The sequence below is a fragment of the Opitutia bacterium ISCC 52 genome (assembly GCA_014529675.2).
GTDB lineage: Bacteria > Verrucomicrobiota > Verrucomicrobiia > Opitutales > UBA2995 > UBA2995.
Window position 1 is genome coordinate 3275588 of the sequence record CP076040.1, and the last position, 23794, is coordinate 3299381.

A 23794-nucleotide genomic window follows, 5' to 3' on the forward strand; every position below is an offset into this window, starting at 1 on the left:
GATGGCTATCGAACTTAAAGGAAAAGTCATCGTTATCATTGGCGGAACTACCGGTATAGGTGGGAGCGCAGCCGAAGCTTGCGTGAAGGCGGGCGCCAAGGTCATCGTAGTGGGCCGTTCGCAGGAAAGTTGTGACCTGATCACAGAAAAATTAGGAACGAGTGGTAAGGCCCTGGCCGCGGACGCCACACATATTGATACCGCCGACCAAGCCATCGACCTTGCATTAGAATCCTTTGGCGGTTTCCACGGACTCTACCACGTCGCTGGAGGCAGCGGTCGCAAATTTGGCGATGGACCGCTCCACGAAATCACCGACGAGGGTTGGGAAAAGACGCTGAACTGGAACCTCACTTCTCTATTCCAATCCAATCGCGCCGCAGCCAAGCGCTTTCTTGAACTGGGTCATGGCGGCAGTGTGCTCAACCTCGGCTCCGTGCTCGGCTATTCCCCTTCCCCGAAATATTTCTCCACCCACGCCTACGCCACCACCAAAGCAGCCATCATCGGCTTCACAAAGTCCGTGGCCGCTTACTACGCGGAAAAAAATATCCGTTTCAATGTCCTCGCCCCAGCGCTGGTTGAAACTCCCATGGCTCAGCGAGCCGCAGAAGACGACACCATCCAGAACTTCATCAAAACCAAACAACCGCTCGACGGCGGCCGCATCAGCATCCCTTCCGATCTTGATCAAGCGGCCCTCTACTTTCTCGGCGACGGCTCCAAATTCACTACCGGTCAAGTGCTCACTGTCGATGGAGGATGGACAGTAAGCGAGGGACAGTATTGATCGCCTGGGAACGCTGAGCCCCAGCTCGGCAAGTACTAACTCTTCTTTCGCTTAATACCGAATTCAGGTCTTCGTGATTTGTGGCGAACGACTTGAACCCGAACACGATCTGGGAGATTCTCGAATAGTATATTAAAGGGATAAATCTTAAGGTTACACCTCCTTAAACCCAACTCCATTGCCTCATTGATATCCCTATGAACCGCATGATGAAAACGGAGAGGTTTCACACTACTTGCGATATTTTAAACCAGATTTAAGATTATCCAATGAGATATCCTCAATAGTACCGGACCTCGTTTCCTCAACTCTTTGAACAACCCCATCATCACTAACGTCGTAATTTGACCGGCCTAAATCATCCAATACCCCAGATATCAGCTCGAATTTATCGGTTGCTGTTAACTTGTGAGCCTCTTCACGTAACTGCTGCACATTCATGAAGGCAATTCTTCACAAAGGTAAAATATCCCGCAAGGACTATTCATCCTTAAGGAAACACCGGCCCGCGCATTGCCCATCAAACAAGATGGACAGAAACGAGTGCCTGGCATTAAATTCTAACATCAATAACATTTACCCATTTCACCATGAACACCCTACCCCAAGGTCAAACCTTAGATTCCAAAACGCGTCGCACATTTCTAAAGACGATGCTCGCTGCAGGAGCCGCTCCAATCGTGTTACCATCGATGACATCCGCAGCCCATCACGGTAAGAAAATCAAACTCGGCATCATCGGCACAGGCGGTCGCGGCCAATGGATCGCCAAACTGTTTGCTAAGCACGGCGGGTACGAGGTCGTTGCCGGAGCGGATTACTTCCAAGACAAACTGGATGCGTTTTCGGCCACGCTCAATGTGGCAAAGGATAAATGCTTTTCCGGATTAAATGGATATAAGAAGCTGATCGAAAGTGGTGGTGTCGATGCGGTCGCCATAATCACGCCCCCCTACTTTCATCCGGAACAGGCGGAAGCTGCGGTCAAAGCTGGCAAACATGTTTATCTGGCAAAACCGATTGCAGTCGATGTGCCCGGAACCTTATCCATTGAGGAGAACGGAGCCCTGGCAACCAAGAAGGGACTGACCTATCTGGTGGATTTCCAGACCCGGGCCAATGAATTTTTCAAAGAAGCTGTTAAACGCGTTCACGATGGCGCACTCGGAACTCTCAGTTTTGGTGAGTCTTCCTATCATGCGAATGATCCTTTCAAGGCCGCTGCGGATGTCTTGGGACCAGATCCAAGTAACCCGGAGGCACGCCTGCGTGTATGGGGCGTGGATCGCGTTCTCTCTGGCGACATCATTACCGAGCAAAACATCCATACCTTGGACGTGATGAGTTGGATCATGAACAAAGATCCGATCAAAGCCACCGGTACGTTTAACCAAAAGGTTCGCCCTTGGGGAAACTGCAGCGATCACTTCTCAGTGATTTACGATTACGGGAATGGAGTAGACGTCAGTTTCACTTCACGACAGTTTGCGGCTCACGGCACTAAACCCGATGGCATTCGTAACCGCATGTTCGGAGAAAACGGAACCCTCGAAACACAATACTCCGGTCCTGTGCTTCTACGCGGCATCAAAGGTAGCTTCTACCGAGGTGGCGACTCATCCGGTCTCTACGAAAGTGGAGCCGTGAACAACATAGTCGATTTCCACAAGGCTATCAAAGCAGGCGATGCCAACAACGACACCGTGGCCCCCAGCGTGCAAAGCAATCTAGTCACCATTCTAGGACGTGAAGCTGCCTACTCAGGTAAGACGGTGACTTGGAAGAAACTTCTCAAGTCAAAGAAGTCCATGAAACTCGATCTGGAGTTGACCGCATGAACCGACGCGAAGCCATCAAGACTGGCGCACTATTATCTGCCGGCACACTCGCATCACCCAGACTCTTTTCCGATAACCACCAACACAGTTTTAAAATTGGAGCCTGCGATTGGTCGATCAAACGCATGCTTGAGCCGGAAGCATTTCGCTTAGGTAAAGAAATTGGGCTGGATGGTATCCAATACTCCTTCGACGCCCGTGGTCGTGGCTGGGACCTTCGAACGAAAGAAAATCGCGAGGACATTCGAAAGATTGTCAAAGAAACTGGAGTTGGTATCTCCTCCTTGGCAATCGGTCTTCTCAACAGGGTCTCGTTTGCCCAGACCGAGGAAGGCGAACAGCTGGTTCATCAGTGTATCCAAACCATGGCTACATTAAAAAAGGAAGCTGCCCAGCTCGACGACCAGAATCTAGCGCAAAAGGTTGCGCCCAATCTGGTCCTTCTGGCCTTCTTTGGACAAGGTGACATCGATGGACATCAGCACCTACTTGATGCCACCGTCGAAAAATTGAAACGGGTCGCGCCCAAAGCCGAGAAGCACGGCATTACGCTCGGACTCGAAACCTGGCTCAACGAAGCAGACCACCGCTACATTCTGGATAAGGCCGACTCCCCGGCCGTGAAAGTTTACTACGACACAGCCAACGCCAACAAGATGGGCTACGATATCTACAAAGAAATCAAAAGCCTGGGCAGTGAGAACATCTGTGAGATTCACTGCAAAGAAAACGGCTTTCTACTCGGACGTGGCCGCATCGCATTCGAACGCGTGCGAGGCATTCTGAAGCAGATCGAATACAAAGGCTGGCTCGTCATCGAATCCGCTGTGCCCAAGGGCATGGAAGTGAGGAGAGCCTACCAGAATAACGCCGATTACCTAAGATCCGTTTTTAAGTAAGAATTCCTTATCGAAGTCTCCCATTCTTTATCCATACGCTACCTGTCATTCATGAGGCAACTTTCATATAAAAACACCGGGCGAGGTGGCGAGATAGCGAATTTCAATCTCGTCCAAGCCATGCACTGAACTGCATATTTCTGCACCGTTTTTGGCAGGAATCGGGGATACCTCGGTTACTCTTCGAGCACTTATAAATCAAGGCCGGTGTTCCAAGCGCCCGAGATACTCATACTCATCAAACGCATCCGCGCCACCGATGATTCGCGGATCCTCGTATTTCTCCAGTTCGTAAAAAAGTTTTTCTTTCAAGCGCTTCAAGGTATCTACATATTCGGTACGGTCGGCGACATTATGCATCTGATAAGGATCCAGACGAAGGTCGTAAAGTTCATCCGCCGGTCGAAGTCCAAAGGATAGCTGCCAATAGATTTCCATATCCGGCTCGTCCTTATGCTCAAGGATGTAACTCTTCGTGGGGGCCTCGTTGACTTCCGAATAAGCCGGCCCATAAATACTTCCGTCGGGGTGACCGGCCGGCCATCTTTCAGGATTGAAACTGTGGATATATAAAAAACTATCGGTGCGAATAGCGCGCATGGGAGTCCCCCCCATATGATCTATTTGAGCCACAGTATGGCGTTCTTTGCCAGTCAGCACGTATTCACGATCCGGTGACACTGGATGATCATGCGGGGAATTCTAGAAATTGTAGAAGAATAATAAACGGGCAGGCTGACTTTGATAACAAGGTAAGTAGGAGAACAGGGATCAAACGCTACTAAGTATTAGAGTAGATCCTATCAAAGAAGAAAGACCTGCCTTCATTACAATCAATGCTGGTCGGCTGATCACGACTTGAGGTCGGTGTTCTCTTAACCAACTACGGATGGTTCCATGATCATTTTCTCCCTCCACTCGCAAAACAGGTATATGGTCTTCCGGGCTAACCCGTTGAGTTTGCGAAAAAATATGTGCGCCGTCCCATTGGTAACTCCATCGCACATCCAACTCGTTTTGAACCACCAGGCCAACACGGCTGTATCCACGTTCCATTAGTTTGTCCCAACAAAGCATCATATCCATGTAATGATTCTGCACAACATGATGAAACAGAGTGTAGTTGGAGGGCCGGCTAATCGTCACTGCGGAGAATTGCTTCCAGTCCAGATCGAGCAAGTCATCGTTGTTCTCAAAAGGGGCAAGTATCAAACCTCGTATCCCCCTCGATTGGAGAATGTGACTGAATCGCTTTGGACTCACGCCTTCATCCTGCGCCCAAAATTCCTGGAGTGAATACCCAAGCCTCAGGGCTCTTTCCTTGGCACCCTGGATAACTTCTTTTTGAAGCGGATTCCCTGAACAGGCATTCCGAGTGCTCCAATTGGTCACCAGGCCTATGACTGAAAACTGATTTTGGACACGAAGCTTGCTTCGATAAGCCGACAAAGCAGAGAGAGCCGGATCCGGACTGTAGCCCAACTCATCGGCAATACGCTTCACGCGTTCCACTGTGGCTCGAGCGATGGTGGGATCATTTTTCATGGCCATCGAAACCGCGGAAACACTCAAATGGGCTTTCTCAGCAATGTCTTTTAAACGAACTCGGGGATGGAAGGACATGAAGCAGGGGAAACACGGGATTAAAAGGGTGGTTTATGAACCGTTTTTTGAACTGTTTCAAATAATATTCCGTCGCGTCTTACAACTGATAGAAAAAAATAGAACATATATACTCTTTAATCCCGCTATTATTGAGGTATATCCCATATTTTAATTGAGTTCTTTCCCGTTTTAATCGTTTCGTTTCGCTCAGACCAAATACCTCGCAAAGCGCCAGTTATCCCAAAATCTATGTCTTCCATCAAATATCCCGAACCTCCCGAGCAATTGAAGGGCAAGGGTTGGTGGAAATCGATCGGTTTTCTAGGACCCGGAATTATCATTGCCTCGATCTCCATTGGCACCGGTGAGACGATTTTTGCCTCACGAGGGGGAGCGATTTTTGGTTACGCCATACTTTGGTGTTTCACGATTGGACTGATTCTGAAGGCGATCCAGATCTACGCCTCTTCGCGCTATATGATGATATCGGGTGAGCATCCCATGCAAAGCTGGATCATGCTACCGGGGCCCCGTGGCTGGATGCCGATTGCGCTGCTCCTGATGACTGGCGTTTGCCTTCCCTTTCTGCTCGCCGCCCTATCGATATCAGTGGGATCTATCATCTCCTGGGCACTCGGTTCAGGAGAAATGTCGGACTTGTCTGTAAGACTCTGGGCCACCGGATTGGTGATCGCAGCAGCGGTGGTAAGCTGGGGCCAGACCTACAAACGCCTGGAGACCACACAAATGTTCGTCGTGGGCATCCTACTGGCATGTATCCTGGTGGCCGCTATTGCCTGTCAACCTGACCTGGGAGCACTCATAAAAGGGATGCTGGTTCCAGCCATTCCAAGCTACAAAGAATGGATTCACCAATCGTATCCGAACATCGCAAAACAAGCTGAATGGATCGAGCTGGTCACTTACATGGGAATCATTGGAGGAGGACTCCCCGCCTATATTGGCTACTTTGGTTTCTTGAGAGATAAACAATGGGGTCTGTTCGCAAAACAAGAGATCTATAATCACTCGACTGCAGAAGGTTTCCCGGAAATCGATGCTTCCGATGACAATAAGCGGAACTGCCGCAATTGGCTGAGAGCCATCAAAATCGATGTAGGTGGATCATTCCTGGCCATCTTTATCTTTTCTTCTGCTTTCATGGTTTTGGGGGCCGTCATTCTTCACCAAGCACAGCTAATCCCTGACAAATTCGAACTGCTCACTCACCAGGAAAAATTCCTCACCGCTCTGAGCCGTTCCCTCCTTATCCTCTACCGCATAGGTATTATCGCGGCCATCGGTGGAACCTTGTTTGCTTCCTTCGATGTGTGGACCAAAAGCATCTACGAAGGCATTCTACCATTTCAGAAAAAGGAAAACCCAATCTCCAACGCCCAGTTAAAAAAATGGATTATTCTTAGTACCTCCATTATCGGCATCAGTGTAATCTGGTTAGGCCTGATCTCTGAAACTTTATCCAACCCAATCACCATTGTAGCAGTTCCGGCACTCCTTGGAGGCACGACCGGGTGTGGAGTCTGGTGCCTGGGAGTCGCGTGGGCAGACCGTAGAAATTTGCCTCATTCCTATCGGATGAAACCCCTCCTCTTTTTCCCACTCATACTATCTGGCTGCTTCCTTCTCTTTGCCGGACTGCTGGGATTCTATTTCAAGTTCATCGGCTAATACATGAAACATGTCACTCACAGTGTAGGAACTGCTTTAGCTGCAAGGCACACTCCAAATTCGATGAATTTAACAGAAGCCAACGAAGAAAACGAAGACGGAACCCAAGAATCTTTGTTTCCTTGGTTACCTTCTGTTCCAAAATTTATAATTTAGTTCTCTAACCATGCTAGGAATCACCATTTTTCCCGAATACATCCAAAGTGAAGGCCCCGAAGCCTTGTTGGATCGTTTGCTTGAGAAGCTACCACTCACAGCCGTTTCTACTTCTCCCTATGTTATGGAGGAATGTCCCCCTGAAAAAGGAGGCGAACGAGAGCCACCAGCCGATGGTGACAAAGGTCTAGCACGACTTCTCGAAAGACCACTCTGGGGAAAAAATGAAGTTTGGGTCAGTGCCACACCAAGCTTCGAGCCCAATTTGGACCTGTATCAAGGACTTCGATACCAACCACAGGAGACCACTGACCTGACCCAACGAGAAGGCCCAGTCATTGATCGATTCATTGAGGCGTGTCGCGAGCGCAATATTGGGGTTTACCTTCAAGTCCAGTCAGCCATACCTCCAGGTTACCGGGTACAATTTGGGGGACCGATTGAGGAAGATATGCCTCGTCTGCCAGACGGATCGATTACCACCCGAAAGCTTGATAAAAACGGATCCCTCGCCAGCGAAGAAATCCTGGGTTACGGCGAAGCACTCATTAAAGACCTTACTGCCCGCTACCCGACCATTGATGGCATTCGGATCGATTGGCCGGAATACCCACCCTACTTTCTGGAAACGGTCTTTCTCGATTTTGGAGAGCCTGCGCGTAGTTTCGCAGAAGGTTTGGGAATAGATTTTGAAAACATGCGACGAAAGGTATTGGCCCTTTACAGGCACCTTACCGAAGAGTTAACGAATCAGGATCTCCAAGAATACCTGGATTCTCCGGAATCATTTTTTGACAGATGGTCAGGTTGCTCGGAGTGGCTCGATTTCAAAAGCACCCTCGTATCCAACCTTCTTAGACGCTACAAATCCGCTATTGGAGATAACCATAAGCTATTCCCCAGTTCCTTTCCACCCCCATGGAATCGACTGAGTGGATTTAACTTCAGCCAGGCGAGCGAGATCGTGGATGCCATCAGTTGCAAATACTACACCATGCATTGGCCGATGATGCTACGCAACTACGCCGACTCTCTTACCGAGAAGAACCAGCCACTCAACAAAGCCCTATTGGCTGAATGTCTGGCTAAAGGGTTCGATGCCTATTCGCCGATCCCCACCTCCTCGGACGCTATTGATTATCCACAACCGGAGGAAAACCATCCTGTCGACTTGGATTCACTGGCCAGCAAACAACAGTGGGTCGATAGCCAGGTCGGGGATACGCCGGTCTGGGCATTAGGTCATGCGTATGGTCCCATTGAAGATGTTGAGAAGAGAGCTAGAGCGGTATTTAAGGCCTCCAACGAACACCTTTGGATCAATCGCTACGCTTACATGAGCGATGAAAAGCTGGATGGTTTAGCGGCTGCTTTCAAGTAGTCCCATTTCCATAGAGTGACGTGAATCACTCAAACAAAAAGGGCACCCACGACTACTTGCGGGTGCCCTTTTAACTTATAGAACTACAAACGTTTAAAAACTAAAGGTGGTGGTAGCTTGGTAACCAATGGTCTCTTCCTCAGAGATCGTAAATGGACTGAGGTCGTAGACGGGTTCTTCATCCTTCTGCTGCGCAAACAGAGGCGGGATCAACAATCCAAGGGATAATAGAATAAGATAGGTTCTTAATGATTTCATTGTTCTTTTGTTGAGTATAAACCGGCAATGCCGGATTAGGAGTTTGTTCTATTCTCAGGGGAGAACGTAGTCGTAACCCATAGTGCCAAATCACCTTTCTTTAAAAAGGCAAAATCATCTGAAACAGTTCAAATCCAGGTTACAAAACGGCTGCTTCAATGCCATTTCAACTCATTCGAAACTTAGAACACGCCTATAATCACATGTTATCTTAGCGTGTACCCTGAGAAAACCTCAGTAGTGCTCAGCCACCAAGAACTGCACGGTCTTTGATTCCAGTCCCTTTTTCAGCCAAGCCTCAAGTCGCCCATCTCCCTTAGGTAAGTTCACCGACTCAAAGACACAGCTCGTGGATCCAGCCGAAATCGGTTGAGACACTTGCACGGTCCCGAAACGCACATAGGCGGTACAGTCTTCAGTGACGCGATTGAATTTTAGCGTAAAGCGATAGGTTCCAGCCTGCGTGACCCGTGCACTCCAAAATGGGAGTCGGGTCATTTTTTGAAGGTCGAAAGTGCTGAGCTGAGCAGGGTTTTCTTCGGGTGCGCCCAGATAGATTCGTTGCGGATCCCAATAGTCCAGCTCGGCCGTTACATCGCGATACCAGTTCTCATAAGCCCCCATCATAGACTCGACTAGCTCCGGGTGAACATTGGCTATGTTGGTAATTTCGCTCGGATCATTTTCGATGTCGTACAGCTCCAAGCTCTTAAGCTGCGCATTGATATCATACTCACCGATGTCCAAGACGGTGTCGCGTGGATTGGGTAGCGGTTGAACGATTTTGTAGCGCTGTGACCGTGCAGCAAAATGGCTATACATAAGAGGCTCATGATTCGCGTTGTGCTGAAAAAAGAGCATGCGATCAGGCCAATCGTTTTTAGGATTGGTAAGAAGAGGGATCAGACTTTGTCCATCAATGGCTCGGTCTTCATCGGAAATCAATGCTCCGCAAGCATCCAACAAGGTCGGCAGCAAATCGATGTGCGCTGCTATCTCGGGGAGCTTTGCACCCGCTTTAATTTTGTTGGGCCAACGAATAAGGAAAGGAACGCGGATCCCGCCTTCATACATACTCGACTTCGTCCCGCGCAGACCTGCGTTATAGCGATCGGGATAAAGGTCGTTCTTTTGACGCGATGTCCGGGGACCATTGTCAGAAAGAAAAATCACGATGGTGTCATCTTCCAACTCGAGCTCCTTCAACCGCTTCATGACGTAGCCTACGTTCTCGTCGATATTGGCGATCATACCGTAGGTCTTCGCATTGATCTCATTGACTCCGTATTTGCGGTACGGCTTCACATACTTCTCATCCACCTGAAGTGGTAAGTGCGGAAGGTTAGTCGCTAGAAAGATAAAGAACGGCTCGTCCTTATGGCTCTCCGCATAATCCATCGCCTCCTGAAAAAAGATGTCGTTGCAGTAGCCTTCGTATTTCTTGGGCACGTTGTTGTGTTGCAGGATGGGATCGAAGTAGGTGTTTCCTGGGGGATCGCCCGCCTGACCGACCCCACCCGCCGTGTGATGAAGGCATTCTTCAAAACCCATGTCAGATGGACGCACCGGATAATTATCTCCCAAATGCCACTTCCCAAAAATCCCTGTTCGGTATCCTGCGGCCTTGAGCTCCTCAGCAATCGTTACTTCCTCCTCACGAATGATACTCCGACCGAAGTTTACCTCTACCGCACCCGTTCTTTCAGGATATCGTCCCGTCAACAATGCCGCCCGGGTGGGTGTGCAAAGCGGCTGCACGTAGAAATTGGTGAGCTCCGTGCTTTCCTCGGCTAGCTGATCTAGGTACGGCGTATGCAGTTCCGAATTCCCATGAAACCCTACATCTCCAAATCCCTGATCATCAGTCAGGATCAGAATCACATTGGGCCGATCCGCAGCGGAGGCTATTAAAGGAAGAAGAAAGAAGATTATGAATAGGGATATACGGGTCATCGGTAAATGGGTCCTTAAATTTGAGGTGGTTTCTATTCTTCTCACACCTCGAACACTGCGCGAGCACTTTCATCAAGGTATTCCTTGAAACAATTCAAGAATCACACTTGATGCCGAAAATCTCCGAAATCCGAAGAGATTTAAGACAAGGTCTTATAATTCTCCACTGCCTTATCGGTATGGATACCCACTACTTTTTTCACGATCGCTTTTTTATCCGCTGCGGAGAGAGATTTGAATCGATTGCAGATAGCGAGGTTTTCCTTCAACTGATCCAGATTGTCTGTTCCGCTCACCCAGGATGTAATGGGTTGAGAGAGGACAAAATGGAAGTTTTCCTCCAAGGAGATCCGATCCTGAATGGTCAGTTTTTTAGGAATGGGTCGGTTGCCTGACATCGTTCCACCAACTAATCCACCGCCACCCAAAGTCTTCATGGCAATGTGTGAATGACCCCGCTCTACATTAATTGGGAGCACTTGGCGGGTAAAACTGTTTTCGGGGTCGGAAGCATCCACCGCATTGATAGGTGATTGCATACAGCAAACGAAATCATCGTCTTTGGTCAGCTCAAGAAAGTGCAAAGCCGCCTTCACATTGGTATGACAGGAAACTCCGAGATGGCGGACCTTTCCTTCGGCCTGGAATCGTCGAACCACATCGAATACACCATTTTGATGACGGGTATCAACATCCTCGATATCGGCAACCATATGAACGTACAGCAGGTCGATATAATCCGTATTCAGACGCTTCAACGAAGTGGTAATCTGATCTGTGGCCTCCTCCGCAGTTTTTCCATTGGTCTTGGTCATTACGAAGACATCTTCGCGGTATTTCGGGCACAGGTATTTACCATAATACGCTTCCGCTTTTCCCCGAGAGTATATGTAGGCGTTATCGAAAAATCGAACGCCCTGTTCGAGGGCATACTCAATCTGCCGTTGAGCAGCGGCATCCTCCATCCGTCCAATGTGAGCACCTCCAATTCCAAAAATGGTGAGCTGCTCACCGGTTTTGCCCAGTGGACGCATCGGAAGCAAGGGACCTAATCGGTCGGACTTGCCGATCAAAATGGGAGCTGCTTTGGCCAGGTTATCAAGTAAAGTTGAAGCAGTAAGTGCTAACGCCGTGGATTTGATAAATGCTCTTCGGTTCATGACTTAAGGTGGAACACATACAGTATAATCAAGTGAAGAAACTCTGCAAGCTCTCGGGCTCACTACACATTTTCAACCAGGTGATATTTCTTCACCCAATCCGGATCTATATCCACACCGATACCCGGTCCCGTCGGCACTTCGATTTTCCCATTTTCCAAGCGCAAGGATGAAGTACTACATTCAATCGGTATATTCTCGTACCCCTTAAACTCAATATGGGGTCCAGCGTTGGGCATGGCGGAAACCAGATGCAGCATGTAGAGGTAACCAAGACCTCCAGACAAATGAGGAATACAGGTTTTGCCCATGGCTGCTCCCATATGCGCTGCTTTGAGCGATCGAATCAATCCACCGAAATAATAATGATCGGGTTGGACCACATCCAGGCCACCGTTGGCCAGTAACCAACGGAACGCGTACATACTGTGCTGCTGCTCACCGCCTGCGATCGGGATAGATAGCGCATCCGCAACCTGCTTGGTGCCTTCCAACCAATCGAAGAATACCGGTTCTTCAAAATAACTGTAGTTGTACTTCTGTAGCAGCTTTCCAACCCGAATCGCCTCCCCAACATCCTTATAGTATCCATTGGCATCCGAGTAGAGCGCCATATCAGGGCCAAAGGTTTCTCGGATGAGTGGGATGATTTCTTCAGTGCGACCCACTGGACCTCGTGCATCCACATCCTTGGTCATAAACATCAAGGCACCGACTTTGATCTTCACCGCCTGGGCCTTGCTCTTTTCGACCGCTGCTTTGATCAAAGCTACAGATTCCTTCACCGGCTTTTCTCTCCACTCGGTTGCCTGATAGACAGGGATGTGAGTGTTGTGAATGTCGCCAATTAATTGCCCAACGGGTTTTCCAGCTATCCGGCCCATCATATCCAATATCGCGAACTCAACCGTCGCAAGAGGGATACCTATACCTAATCCGCCAAAGCGGTAGTTGAATGCAAACTCAAGCGCCTTATCCAGCAACTCATCTAAACGACGTGCATCTTGGCCGATAAATACGGGCTGCACCCGGTTCACGAAAATAGGATACAACAAATTCATTGTGTTGTGAGACACCGAATGGCCGACGGCCCCGTCTTTCGATTGCACACGGCAGATAAATTTGCGCTCATACTTCAAGAGCTCAACCGATTCAATGATCACCGGATCGGAAAAGAGCTCACTTTTGAAAAGCGGTTTGGCCAATACCTCATCCAGCTTTGCATAGTTTGCATCCACGCTATCGGACTGCCCAGTAAGAGCACTTGGTATACCCACCGCTGCGCCTCCAATAGCAGTGGAAGACAGAAATTGACGTCGGTTGATCTTCATATGGATAAGGTAGCAAAGCGTTCATGTGTCTGGCAATCTTTCCAAGCAACCAGAGGGAGTAACAACCCATCCGGCGTACAAGGAAAAGGTTGCCAACAACAGTTTACACCTGAAAATAAGAGGAGTAAACTCAGGTATTACCCCATTCACTATGACTGATCTAAGCAACGCCGACCAACTCGACGAACGTACAAAAAAGAAAATCTTCTGGGCCTGTTTTATCGCCCTGGTAGCCACCTCCTTTGTTTTTGGAGTGCGCGCCAATGTGATAGGCGACCTGGCTGTGAAGTTTGATTTATCCGAAGCTCAAAAAGGAACCATTCTCGGTGTCGGTCTCTGGCCCTTCGCCATCAGTATTGTTCTCTTTAGCCTGATCATCGATAAGATCGGTTATAAAACCGCGGCCGTCATTGCCATCGTTTGTCATGTCGCATCCCTGCTGCTGACCATTTTTTCCACGGGTTATACCAGTCTTTATTGGGCCACCTTCCTCGTAGCGATCGCCAATGGCATCGTGGAAGCCTTTATCAACCCGGTGGTCGCCACTATTTACCGCGACGAGAAAGCCAAATGGCTAAACATCCTGCACGCCGGTTGGCCAGCAGGGTTGGCCTTGGGCGCACTCTTCACCATCTTCCTGGGTGGTCTCGATTGGCAGGTAAAATACGGCATGTGCTTAATTCCAGTGGTTATCTACACTGTGTTGGTAATGCCCTGTAAGTTCCCACCCAATGAACGGGTGGAAGCCGGTGTATCCTATCGGGAGATGCTGGGAGAAGTGGGAGCGGTCGGTTTCTTTATAATTGGTTGGCTCATGACTATGGGTGTAGCTCAAATCGCCGGCGTTCAATTGTCAGCTATGGTTCCTTTAGGAATCGCCGCTGTGGTTGGAGTCCTTGCCTTTGTTTATACAAGAGGCTTCGGCAGTTGGATGTTCCTACTCATCTTGCTGACCATGGGGCCTCTGGCCACAACCGAGCTGGGAACTGATTCCTGGATGCCAGATCTTCTTGGAGCTGAACTTTCTGCAACGGGTGCAACCTGGGTATTCATTTATGTTTCCACCATTATGACCATCCTGCGGTTCTACGCAGGACCGATTGTTCATAAGTTCTCACCGATTGGTCTTCTGGTCATCAGTGCCATTGTCGCGATCGTTGGACTTCTATTCCTATCCAAAGCAACCGCCTTTGTGGTGGTGATAGCTGCAACGGTGTATGCCTTTGGCAAAACCTTCCTTTGGTCCACGACCCTTGGCTTGGTTTCCGAACAATTCCCTAAGGGAGGCGCGCTAACCTTGAATGGTGTATCCGCTGTCGGGGTACTTGGAATGGGAATTATCGGCACTCCATTCATGGGCGTTCTGCAGGACCGCGAGGTAGATGCGCAGCTAGCAGCCAGTAACCAGGCCATCCACGAACAGATCAGTGGAGAACCTCGTTCAACCATTTTCGGAGAAGTTCCCAGCGTGAACATGGAAGCCATCGCTGCCCTGCCGCCAGCAGCCCAGGAAGAATTATCCGGCATTCAAAAAGCCAGCAAGAAAGGAAGCTTCGCCAAAGTCGCTATTCTTCCAAGTTTCATGCTAGCTTGTTACTTGATACTGTTTTTCTACTTCAAGTCCAAGGGAGGCTATAAGCCGGTCGACTTACACGGACAGGAAAAGGCCGAAGAAGCGGAACCCGGGTTTTGATCAAAATTGACAATACACTTCTCTCCGATTCTGAGAGGCAATCACTGGATAGAGACGGCTTTGTTTCTCTAGGGAAACTCCTCGAAGATGAAGAGCTGGAGCATATTCGATCTCGCGTAGATTGCATACTTGAGGCGGAAGGTGAACAAGCAGGCAGTGAGCTCTTCAATACAAAGCATATCAAGCATCCGAAGGAAGAAGGGGTGGATCGTTTAGCCAACCTTCCGAACAAGGGTGAAGCATTCGATACACTGTACACACATTCGAAACTCCTTGCAGCTGTCACTCACGTACTAGGATCTGAGATACAATTATCATCACTCAACTACCGGGCAGCCAAACCTGGGAGTGGTTTGCAGAAATTGCACGTTGACTGGAAAGAGCCCGTAAATCCTGGCGAATTTAAAGTCTCTAATTCCATATGGCTACTCGACGATTTCTCAGAGGCCAACGGAGCCACTCGAGTAGTCCCAGGCAGTCATTTATGTGGTCGCATTCCTGAAGACGACATGGAAGATACAGAATCACCTCACCCAGACCAGGTTCTGATTGAAGCATCGGCCGGTACGGTCGTGGTTTTCAACTCACACATCTGGCATGGAGGAACGATCAATCGAACCACATTGCCAAGAAGAGCTATCCATAGTTACTTCTGTCAACGCGGCCAGCCTCAGCAAACCGACCAGAAGAAATGGATTACTCAAGAGACACTCGGGCGAATCAGTTCAGAAGCGCGATGGCTGTTGGATGTTTGAGAATTTACATCATCAATTTAATAACTTGATTTCTTACCTAATGCCAATATTAGTAAGGAATGAATACTGTAAGAGCGAAAGTCACGACCAAGGGACAAGTGACACTTCCCAAGCCGCTGCGAGATACACTTGATTTGCACGAAGGTGATCACGTGGAATTTGCTCTAAACTCGGATCAGCAGATAAGTCTGGTTAAACTTAGAAAACCAGGATCCAGCGCCGGGATACTGAAGCATCTTGGCAAAAAGAAGACAGTCACCGTCAAAGAAATGGACCAAGCGATTGCCAAAGAGATGGCTAAAAAGCACGGCCGAACCTAAACCGTAACCATGGTTGCCTTCGACACCAATTATCTAGTTCGTCATCTGGTCCAGGATGACAGCAAACAGTCAAAGGTTGTCGCAAAAATCGTTGAAGAGGAAATCAGCCAAGGAAGAGCAATTTTAATTCTAGACCTCGTACTATGCGAAACCATTTGGGTTCTAAAAAGCGCCTACACTGCCAACCGAAACGATATTGTTAGTGTACTTGATGGGTTGCTACAAGAGCCATGCTTTGAATTTGAGGACCAGAAAATTATAAAGTCAGCGGTTTTGAGATTCAAAAAAGGAAAAGCAGATTTCTCTGACTATATACTCGCAGAAAAATGCATCTCCAAGAATAGAAGCCTTCTTACATTCGACAAAGCCCTTCAAAGAGAACTTTGAAGTAGTGCAGCTAGCTTTGCTCCTGAGAGGCTGTTTTGGCTCGCAACTCAACCTTACGAGCCTTCCGAAAACGAATACTGACCACTTTGTATTCGGGACACAGGGCTTCCGTATCCGTCACACTCGAAGTCAGATCGTTCACAAGGACTTCCGGGAAATGGAAGGTAGTGCTAAGCACTCCTTTTTTAATGCCATCCCACACCTTGCTCTTGATGTCGACTTTGCCTCGCTCAGATTCCACACACACCATATCGCCATCCACAATCCCCTGTTCCTTGGCGTCCTCCGGGTGAATCAGAATCACATCCTCAGTAACCAATTCGACGTTGGCCGTCCGGCGGGTTTGGGCACCACAGTTGTAGTGCTCAAGATTTCGATTGGTTGTCAGTATGTAAGGAAACTCTTTGGCATTTGCGACCAATTCCTGCGATTCCTTAAACGGATTGAATTCGAATAATCCGAGTCCGCGTTTAAATGAGTCCGCATGTAAGATTGGCGTATCCTGGCCATCGGGAGTCACCGGCCATTGTTTGCCGTTATCACCAAGTTCATCCCACTTGACGCCCGCGAAGAAAGGAACAATACCTGAAATCTCCTGAATCATAAGTGAAGGATCGTATTCAGGATGTTGGAAGCCCATGCGATTCATCAGATCGATCACAATCTGTCCATCTGGCTTGGTTCCTTCAAGAGGTTCAACGACTTGGTTCACGCGTTGGATGCGGCGTTCTCCATTGGTAAAGGTACCGCTCTTCTCAAGGAAGGAAGCTCCCGGAAGAACGACGTCGGCCAATTCCGCGGTCTTGGTCATAAAGATCTCCTGGACGACGAAAATATCGAGATTCCCCAACGCTTTGTGCACGTGGATACTATTGGGATCGGTTTGAGCCATGTCTTCCCCGATGACCCAGATACCTTTCAGCTTTCCTTCGAGGGCTTTCTCATACATCTGGGGGATTTTCCATCCGACTTCAGTCGGCATATCGACCCCGTAAAATTCCGTGTAACGCTTGATAACATCAGGATCCGTCACATCAAAATAACCGGCACCCTGGTGAGGTTGCGTCCCCATGTCAGCCATCCCCTGGACATTGTTCTGTCCGCGTAGTGGATTAACCCCTACTCCACGTCGGCCAATATTTCCGGTGATCAAAGCGAGATCAGCAATTTGCATAACCGTGAACGTCCCCTGCGAATGCTCAGTCACACCCAAGCCATGGAAACTCATCGCTTTGTCAGCACTTGCGTAGGCAATTCCCGCCTGGCGCACTTCTTCACGAGGCACACCGCTGACCGCTTCCATCTCATCGAGATCGATGTTCAACAACTCGTCACAGAAATCTTCATAACCTTCCGTACGCTTTTCGATAAAGTCTTTATCAGCCAGTCCTTCTTTCACGATGTAATACAACATCATATTCAGTACCGCCACATTGGTGCCGGGCCGAAGCTGAAGGTGATGGGTCGAGTAACGAGCGAGCTCAGTCCGACGAGGATCGATCACAATCGTAGTCTTCCCACTAAAGGCATGCTGCTTCAGCTTTGCTCCGGTAACGGGGTGCCCTTCGGTAGGATTGGCTCCGATCACCATGATGGCATCGGTGAACTTTAAATCTTCAATTGAATTGGTAGCTGCACCGGTTCCAAAAGTTCTCTGCATGCCGAGCGCAGTCGGCGAGTGGCACACGCGGGCACAACCATCAATGTTGTTCGTTCCCACAACCACACGGAAGAACTTCTGCATGAGATAGTTTTCCTCATTGGTACAACGAGAAGAGGAAATCCCGGCGAGGGAATCGGGACCATGTTCGTCCTTAAGCGCCTGGAACTTATCAGCGATAAAATCGTAAGCCTCATCCCAGGTCGCTTCTTCAAATTCACCGTTTCTTTTAATAAGCGGTGTTTGGATACGATCCGGGTGATTGTAGAATTTGAAAGCGTAACGACCTTTCAGGCAAGTGTGCCCTTGGTTCACCTCAGCATCGTAAGGTGCTTGAATCCCCATGATCTGGTCGCCCATCGTGGCAACTTCAAGATTACACCCTACCCCACAATAATTACATACCGTGCGAGTTTTCTGGGTGTTGGCGATGGACTTGGATTGGAAAACATCGGAGATCGCCGCGGTCGGACACGCTTGAGAACAGGCACCGCAACTCACGCAAGGGCTGTCGTCGAAACTCTCGTCCATACCCTTAATGATACGGCTATCAAATCCACGTCCAGCCATGCTTAGCACGAACTGCCCTTGCACTTCATCACAAGCCCGGACACAGCGGTAGCAGTTGATACATTTGCTCAAGTCCGAAGTCATGTAAGGGTGACTCAGATCCTTTTCGCGATCGAGGTGAGTATCTCCTTCCGGATAGCGGACATCGGTAATTCCGACGCGGGCCGCAACTGTCTGCAGCTCACAGTTACCATTCACTTCGCAGGTCAAACAATCGAGCGGATGGTCGGTGAGAACCAGTTCGATGATGTTTTTGCGAAGCCTTTGGACATTGGCTGAATCGGTATAAATGTATTGTCCGGCGGCTACTGGTGTATGGCAGGAGGCAAACACTTTGGTAGGGCCGTTTTTCTCTAAGGCCACATCCACGCTACATACGCGGCAGGATCCAAAAGGATCGAGATTGGGGGCGTCACAGAGAGTGGGAATGGATTCCGCTCCTAAGGATCGACGGGCGAAGGAGATGATGGTTTCACCTGCTTCAATTTCATAGGGGCGGTTGTTCAAGTATGCGATATTAGACATGGCTGACCTCCTTGCTGAAATAGGGCTCCAGTTCTTCTTCAAAGTATTCCAAGGCATTCCTAACCGGTAGCGGGATACCCCCTCCGTGTGCACAGAGCGAACCTTCTGTTAAAGTATGTAATAAATCATCGAACAGATCCGTATCGATTCTGTAACTACTGGTGTTCGCTTTCTCCAACATTTCGTGAGCGCGTTTCGTACCGAGACGACAGGGGAAACATTTCCCACAACTTTCGACCGCGGCAAAGTCCATCAGCTCGACCAGATAAGTCATAATCGGGAAACTCTCTGGCACACACACCACGGAAGCATGCCCCAATAAGAATCCACCTTGAGCAAACGATTCGAAATCGATCGTCAGGTCATCGATCTTACCCACGGGCACAAGGCCTCCCAACGGGCCTCCGATGTGAAGTGCTTTGACAGGCTCTTTGAACCCACCTCCAAGATCATTCACGACGGTGGCCAAAGGTGTGCCCATCTCTACTTCGTAGATACCGGGCTTATTGAAAAAGCTATCCAGGCTGACCAATTTGGTGCCATTGGATTTGTCCGTGCCCAATGCAGCGTAAGCCGCACCGCCATTTTTTATGATAAACGGAACGGTAGCCAGCGTCTCCACATTGTTCACGATGGTTGGTTTATTAAACAAACCCTTCTGAGCCGGAAATGGTGGACGCACTCTTACTTCAGGTCGTTGACCCTCAATGCTACTGATCAGCGCGGTTTCCTCACCGCAGATGTAGGATCCTTGGCCTGGCACGATCTTGAAATCAAAATTGAATCCGCTTCCCAGGATATTCTTTCCAAGCAGGCCAGAGCTAAGAAAGTCTTCGATAGCCGATTCAACAATCGGGAACGATTCAGGATACTCAGTGCGAATATAAAGAACGCCCCACTCCGCTCCCATGCAGTAACCGGCAATGATCATGCCAAACAATACCGCATGCGGCTGTTTCTCTAAAAGGTACCGATCCGAGTATGCACCAGGGTCACCTTCGTCGGCGTTACAGATAATAAATTTCAGATCACTCTCCGCATTACGGCAAAACTCCCACTTTACACCCATGGGAAAACCAGCTCCGCCACGACCACGTACTCCGGACGCCTTCACATCCTCGAGCACTTCTGCAGAGTCTTTTTCCAGAGCCGACTTCAACAAATCGCCATAAGCAGCGATCCCTTCAAATGGAGCCGTCAACACAGCCTGGCCAAGAGCAGCGGTGCCATAGGAGTCGTCATTGTCACCATTCCCTTCGAAAATGGTGTCAAATCCGTCAGCATCCTGGGCGCTGTAGTTTTTGCCGTCATACTGGAAAGCTCCATTTTCATGACAGCGGCCGAGACAGGTCATGTGGCCAATCTCCTCGTCCTTAAACTTCCCCTTCAAATCCGAAATAAGTTTATCCTGGGTTCCAGCGCAGAGACAGGCCGAGCCATTACAGACGTAGACTTTCTTTCCCTGGTTTTCTGGTTTCAGGAAGTCATAGAAGCTGGCGCTTCCATAGACATTCGCCTTTCCGATGAGAAACTCGTCGGCCAAGCGTTTCAGTTCTTCGGCGGAGGGTGTTCCATCTCCACTGGTGGCAGCTTCACCGAGCTTGTTGAAGAGGTTTTCTTCAATTCCTTTGCGGCCGGTCAGGTCACTTAGATTCTTGGGCATGCGTAACTAAAAAATTGGGAGGACTGATGTGAGAACCTATCTCACAAAAAAAGGCACGTCCATCTATGCATACGCTTCGGTGCAAAACGAGCCAAATCGACCTGCAGAAATCCTGATTCTATGACCAAATATTGGACGATTTTGGTATTTTGACAGGAATTCCTGATGCGGTGGTGGAGACCTAGCCCTTAAGCGGATCTGCCATTCGTCCCTGGACCCATATAAATTCGGCAATCATACGTTCCAGGCGCCCCTTATATTTCGGGTCATCGGCGAGGTCGTTCATCTCCATAGGATCTGCGTCCAAGTTATAGAGCCGGTATTTCTCAATAGTGGGATAAAAGATCATTTTAAAACCCTGGCTGATCAGCGCTCGCTGACTACCCGGCTCATAGGCACCATAGATATAATCGTATTGCTTATCTTTCTTTCCTTCGACCAACGGCATCAGGCTTTGGAACTCCACGTATTCAGGCTTTGCGATTCCTGCAAGTTCCAAGGATGTCGGCATCACATCCTGCAAGTAGACCCGAGCATCGATTTTTTTCCCCTTGGGGATATCGGGGCCTACAACCAGTAGGGGTGGACGAAGACTGTGTTCATACATGTTTTGCTTTCCAATGAAACCGTGGTGTCCCACCGATAGTCCATGATCAGCCGTGAAAAAGATGTAGGTATTGTCTACCTGTCCGGTTTCTTCGAGCTTGTCCAAAATGCGCCCGATCTGATCGTCCATATGTGTAATGATAGCGTAATATTCGCGACGATGTACTTTCACTGCGTATTCAGTTCTCGGGGACGGAGCCAGAACCTCATCCCGGACGGTCGCAATATTGCCTGCTTCCATATAAGGATAGGTTTCCGCATAATTCTCGGGGACTTTGATTCGATCCAATGGGTAGCGATCCAAATATTCCTGGGGAGCTTGCCGAGGATCATGAGGCGCATTGAACGCCAGATACATAAAAAAGGGTTTGTCGGGTGACTCCGCTGCAATATCGAGAAAGCGTTCGGAGTTATCAGCCACCACTTCACTCCAGTGCGTACCACCAGCCCAAAAACCAGCAAACTTAGGATCCGTCGCATCCCAGGGATCGGGCTCACCTTCAACAGGACGACTATAAGCCTCCGGATAATAAACAGGACCTGGCATACCAGGACGTACATGGGAAACATGATCGAAGATGGCTCCCGTGTCCGCATTCACATGCCACTTACCTGTGAAAAAAGTTTCGTAACCGCCATTACGCAGAACTTGTGACCACATGCGCTCATTGCTGATTTCCGGTCTTAGGTTCTTATCCAACTCGCGTGCACGCCAAACGAAACGCCCGGTATTGATCATGGTCCGACTAGCCACGCAAACGGCTCCATGCCAACCACCCATATTGTAGGTGTTGGTAAATACGGTGCCGCCGTTTGCCAGTCGATCGAGATTGGGTGTATCGATATCGGTGTGACCTAACGCAGCTATGGTCTCATAGCATTGGTCATCGGCGAAGATGAAGAGGATGTTTGGCTTTTCGGCTTTTAAGGAAGCTACAAGCCCCAAGCTGAAAGAAAGAAATACGATGAATCGAAAAGAAGACATGAGAACCATAGAATATGGATTTAGCCTCAGGTCGACCAGATATTTTGCCTGAGTTCAATCAAGCTCGAGCAATGTCATACATCTCGCTGGAACAGGTTTTCAGCACCTTCACCAAGTTCGGATACGCATTCCCAAGACCATCCAACAATCCAGAGTGCTGCCGGTCCTGCTTTCGAGTTACCAACTGCGATGCGTCAATCAAACCGCAGTAGTGCCATCCTACAAATTCGGGTCGCGCAAAAGCCTTGCGGAAAAATTCTTCTGTCCATTCTGCCCGCTGCTCCAAGTTGTCAGCCACCGGACCGTAGGGTCGCGGCATAGTATCGGTGACCATGGTAAATGCGGAGTCACCGTTAATAAACGGTTTATCCACCTGCTTAGACCAGCGATCGAGACCAGGCTCCTGCACTTCGTAGCGAGCATACATCTGATACATGACTACATCGGTGTACTTCGCAGTGATCGGTAGAACCGTATCGATGGAGTCTGTGTTCGCATGGAGCTTATCACCAAAAAACATGTGGTTAGCATCGTAACGACGAATCGAATCACGGGTCACTTGGTAATAACGATCGACCACTCGATGAAGGAACTGGGTGTTGTCTCGTGTTTCATTTACATTCCAAAGCTCGGACTGTGGACGCCAGTCAACAGCTGAAGCCAAGGCATCAAAAGAACGAAAGGTCGTGCCATACGTTGTATTGAATGCACCGATACTTCCTCGGTATACATCCTTCATCGTTTGGACATACACTTGTTTTCCTGGAGCAGAGGCACTTAAGTTCCTCAAACGTCTGGGCCAACCAATGCGAGACGGGCGCCTGGCACCACCGATGGTGTCTGTTCGCTCACGAAGATCCTCTTCCGTAAACAGTGGACAGTCCGTCATGGAATAGCCCAGCAAGTAAGGATCATCCTTCACCGGGAGAGCCAATTCCTTAGCCATTCCATCACAGTGGGACTCAAAGGCCGGAGCGAAGACGTCCAGGAAATTCTCATCCGGAATCTCTCCTCTCCAATGAGGTATATTCACGAAATGGATCGGCTGCATGTAGGGCACCTTCGGAGAGGGTGAATTGACTATCTGTAGTGCGTTGTGAACGCCCACCGTATTAAAACCAAACTGCTCACAGGTTTCCAGAAACCAACCCTTCAAGGCCGCATTGAAAGCATCCCCTTGTTTCATCTCCTTCAGTCCGAGTTTCTTTCGCCAGGCTTCCTTATTGTAATCCTGCATCCACAGATCGGGATAGAGGTGATTGATACCCCAGCTTAGAAACGCGTTCCCTTCCGGCGTCACCAGCCACCAGCGATCGTCTTTTTCTGTCCGAAAGTATCCAGTCGCCTGAAAGCGTTTCCCCTTCCAACCGCCATAACGATCGAAACCAGCAGGCGTTTGCCCAGAGAGAGAGGAAGGCCCAAGAGCTGCGTGACCGACTCCCGCGGCAGCAGATATACGAAGAAAGTTACGGCGATTCATGCGATCTACCTACGAATATACAAGCTAAGCAGTCAACAACCTTGCCAGTTATTCCCTCTGCGTAGGAGCGGCTTGATGGATTTCTAACTC

At 49.2% G+C, this 23794-nt stretch carries 19 protein-coding genes; 9 read left to right on the forward strand and 10 right to left on the reverse strand.

Annotation, left to right across the window (positions count from 1 at the left end):
- Position 1 precedes the first annotated feature (1 nt).
- The 3 genes from GA003_13985 to GA003_13995 all read left to right on the forward strand — a co-directional run bounded on the left by GA003_13985 (position 2) and on the right by GA003_13995 (position 3527).
- The gene (locus tag GA003_13985; protein ID QXD30441.1) at positions 2-790 is read left to right on the forward strand and encodes an SDR family oxidoreductase; all 789 of its coding nucleotides are present in this window, start codon (positions 2-4) and stop codon (positions 788-790) included.
- A gap of 590 nt (positions 791-1380) precedes the next feature.
- Positions 1381-2628 (forward strand): Gfo/Idh/MocA family oxidoreductase, encoded by a 1248-nt coding sequence (locus GA003_13990; protein ID QXD27128.1) that lies wholly within the window; start codon positions 1381-1383, stop codon positions 2626-2628.
- Entirely contained in the window at positions 2625-3527 is a 903-nt protein-coding gene (locus GA003_13995; GenBank protein QXD27129.1) for a sugar phosphate isomerase/epimerase, read from the forward strand. Before GA003_13990 ends, GA003_13995 begins: the two co-directional genes overlap by 4 nt.
- 198 nt (positions 3528-3725) lie before the next feature.
- Here the strand turns inward: GA003_13995 and GA003_14000 are convergent, their stop codons facing one another.
- Positions 3726-4208 (reverse strand): hypothetical protein, encoded by a 483-nt coding sequence (locus GA003_14000; GenBank protein ID QXD27130.1) that lies wholly within the window; start codon positions 4206-4208, stop codon positions 3726-3728.
- Positions 4209-4298: 90 nt separating this feature from the next.
- On the reverse strand, positions 4299-5150 hold the full coding sequence (locus GA003_14005; protein ID QXD27131.1) for a LacI family transcriptional regulator: 852 nt from the start codon (positions 5148-5150) through the stop codon (positions 4299-4301).
- A gap of 231 nt (positions 5151-5381) precedes the next feature.
- On the opposite strand from GA003_14005, the gene GA003_14010 reads away from it, so the two are divergent.
- Both GA003_14010 and GA003_14015 read left to right on the forward strand, forming a co-directional pair.
- Entirely contained in the window at positions 5382-6821 is a 1440-nt protein-coding gene (locus GA003_14010; protein ID QXD27132.1) for an Nramp family divalent metal transporter, read from the forward strand.
- A gap of 166 nt (positions 6822-6987) precedes the next feature.
- Complete coding sequence (locus tag GA003_14015; protein ID QXD27133.1) at positions 6988-8358, forward strand: hypothetical protein; 1371 nt, start codon at positions 6988-6990, stop codon at positions 8356-8358.
- Between the two features lie 93 nt (positions 8359-8451).
- Here GA003_14015 and GA003_14020 read toward each other — a convergent pair whose 3' ends face one another.
- The 4 genes from GA003_14020 to GA003_14035 all read right to left on the reverse strand — a co-directional run bounded on the left by GA003_14020 (position 8452) and on the right by GA003_14035 (position 13060).
- Entirely contained in the window at positions 8452-8616 is a 165-nt protein-coding gene (locus tag GA003_14020) for a hypothetical protein (protein ID QXD27134.1), read from the reverse strand.
- A gap of 234 nt (positions 8617-8850) precedes the next feature.
- A complete protein-coding gene (locus GA003_14025) occupies positions 8851-10569 on the reverse strand; it encodes an arylsulfatase (GenBank protein ID QXD27135.1) in 1719 nt (572 codons plus the stop codon).
- Positions 10570-10709: 140 nt separating this feature from the next.
- Positions 10710-11729 carry an aldo/keto reductase gene (locus GA003_14030; protein QXD27136.1) on the reverse strand — a complete coding sequence of 340 codons (1020 nt, stop codon included), beginning with the start codon at positions 11727-11729 and terminating at the stop codon, positions 10710-10712.
- 62 nt (positions 11730-11791) lie between these two features.
- The gene (locus GA003_14035; protein QXD27137.1) at positions 11792-13060 is read right to left on the reverse strand and encodes a mandelate racemase/muconate lactonizing enzyme family protein; all 1269 of its coding nucleotides are present in this window, start codon (positions 13058-13060) and stop codon (positions 11792-11794) included.
- 151 nt (positions 13061-13211) lie between these two features.
- Between GA003_14035 and GA003_14040 the strand changes: the two genes are divergently transcribed.
- Genes GA003_14040 through GA003_14055 form a run of 4 tightly spaced genes read left to right on the forward strand, consistent with a single transcriptional unit; the run spans position 13212 to position 16215 of the window.
- Positions 13212-14753, forward strand: a complete 1542-nt coding sequence (locus tag GA003_14040) for an MFS transporter (GenBank protein ID QXD27138.1) — start codon at positions 13212-13214, stop codon at positions 14751-14753.
- 5 nt (positions 14754-14758) lie between these two features.
- A complete protein-coding gene (locus GA003_14045; protein QXD30442.1) occupies positions 14759-15508 on the forward strand; it encodes a phytanoyl-CoA dioxygenase family protein in 750 nt (249 codons plus the stop codon).
- A gap of 59 nt (positions 15509-15567) precedes the next feature.
- The gene (locus GA003_14050; protein ID QXD27139.1) at positions 15568-15828 is read left to right on the forward strand and encodes an AbrB/MazE/SpoVT family DNA-binding domain-containing protein; all 261 of its coding nucleotides are present in this window, start codon (positions 15568-15570) and stop codon (positions 15826-15828) included.
- 9 nt (positions 15829-15837) lie between these two features.
- Positions 15838-16215, forward strand: a complete 378-nt coding sequence (locus tag GA003_14055; GenBank protein ID QXD27140.1) for a type II toxin-antitoxin system VapC family toxin — start codon at positions 15838-15840, stop codon at positions 16213-16215.
- Positions 16216-16225: 10 nt separating this feature from the next.
- On the opposite strand, the gene fdhF is transcribed toward GA003_14055, so the two are convergent.
- The 4 genes from fdhF to GA003_14075 form a co-directional block, all read right to left on the reverse strand.
- Positions 16226-18970, reverse strand: coding sequence for a formate dehydrogenase subunit alpha (fdhF, locus tag GA003_14060; protein QXD27141.1), 2745 nt, complete (start codon positions 18968-18970; stop codon positions 16226-16228).
- A complete protein-coding gene (locus tag GA003_14065; GenBank protein ID QXD27142.1) occupies positions 18963-20633 on the reverse strand; it encodes an NAD(P)H-dependent oxidoreductase subunit E in 1671 nt (556 codons plus the stop codon). Before GA003_14065 ends, fdhF begins: the two co-directional genes overlap by 8 nt.
- A gap of 181 nt (positions 20634-20814) precedes the next feature.
- The gene (locus tag GA003_14070; GenBank protein QXD27143.1) at positions 20815-22224 is read right to left on the reverse strand and encodes a sulfatase-like hydrolase/transferase; all 1410 of its coding nucleotides are present in this window, start codon (positions 22222-22224) and stop codon (positions 20815-20817) included.
- 58 nt (positions 22225-22282) lie between these two features.
- Positions 22283-23704 (reverse strand): hypothetical protein, encoded by a 1422-nt coding sequence (locus GA003_14075; GenBank protein QXD27144.1) that lies wholly within the window; start codon positions 23702-23704, stop codon positions 22283-22285.
- Positions 23705-23794: the final 90 nt, after the last annotated feature.

What these genes read in the sequence shown, in the direction of transcription:
- GA003_14065 (QXD27142.1), bottom strand. Translation starts at nt 20,633, where the DNA reads ATGCCCAAGAATCTAAGTGACCTGACCGGCCGCAAAGGAATTGAAGAA.
- GA003_14025 (QXD27135.1), bottom strand. Translation starts at nt 10,569, where the DNA reads ATGACCCGTATATCCCTATTCATAATCTTCTTTCTTCTTCCTTTAATA.
- GA003_14055 (QXD27140.1), top strand. Translation starts at nt 15,838, where the DNA reads ATGGTTGCCTTCGACACCAATTATCTAGTTCGTCATCTGGTCCAGGAT.
- GA003_14050 (QXD27139.1), top strand. Translation starts at nt 15,568, where the DNA reads ATGAATACTGTAAGAGCGAAAGTCACGACCAAGGGACAAGTGACACTT.
- GA003_14015 (QXD27133.1), top strand. Translation starts at nt 6,988, where the DNA reads ATGCTAGGAATCACCATTTTTCCCGAATACATCCAAAGTGAAGGCCCC.
- GA003_14030 (QXD27136.1), bottom strand. Translation starts at nt 11,729, where the DNA reads ATGAACCGAAGAGCATTTATCAAATCCACGGCGTTAGCACTTACTGCT.
- GA003_13995 (QXD27129.1), top strand. Translation starts at nt 2,625, where the DNA reads ATGAACCGACGCGAAGCCATCAAGACTGGCGCACTATTATCTGCCGGC.
- GA003_14010 (QXD27132.1), top strand. Translation starts at nt 5,382, where the DNA reads ATGTCTTCCATCAAATATCCCGAACCTCCCGAGCAATTGAAGGGCAAG.
- GA003_14005 (QXD27131.1), bottom strand. Translation starts at nt 5,150, where the DNA reads ATGTCCTTCCATCCCCGAGTTCGTTTAAAAGACATTGCTGAGAAAGCC.
- GA003_14035 (QXD27137.1), bottom strand. Translation starts at nt 13,060, where the DNA reads ATGAAGATCAACCGACGTCAATTTCTGTCTTCCACTGCTATTGGAGGC.
- GA003_13990 (QXD27128.1), top strand. Translation starts at nt 1,381, where the DNA reads ATGAACACCCTACCCCAAGGTCAAACCTTAGATTCCAAAACGCGTCGC.
- fdhF (QXD27141.1), bottom strand. Translation starts at nt 18,970, where the DNA reads ATGTCTAATATCGCATACTTGAACAACCGCCCCTATGAAATTGAAGCA.
- GA003_14020 (QXD27134.1), bottom strand. Translation starts at nt 8,616, where the DNA reads ATGAAATCATTAAGAACCTATCTTATTCTATTATCCCTTGGATTGTTG.
- GA003_14040 (QXD27138.1), top strand. Translation starts at nt 13,212, where the DNA reads ATGACTGATCTAAGCAACGCCGACCAACTCGACGAACGTACAAAAAAG.
- GA003_14075 (QXD27144.1), bottom strand. Translation starts at nt 23,704, where the DNA reads ATGAATCGCCGTAACTTTCTTCGTATATCTGCTGCCGCGGGAGTCGGT.
- GA003_13985 (QXD30441.1), top strand. Translation starts at nt 2, where the DNA reads ATGGCTATCGAACTTAAAGGAAAAGTCATCGTTATCATTGGCGGAACT.
- GA003_14070 (QXD27143.1), bottom strand. Translation starts at nt 22,224, where the DNA reads ATGTCTTCTTTTCGATTCATCGTATTTCTTTCTTTCAGCTTGGGGCTT.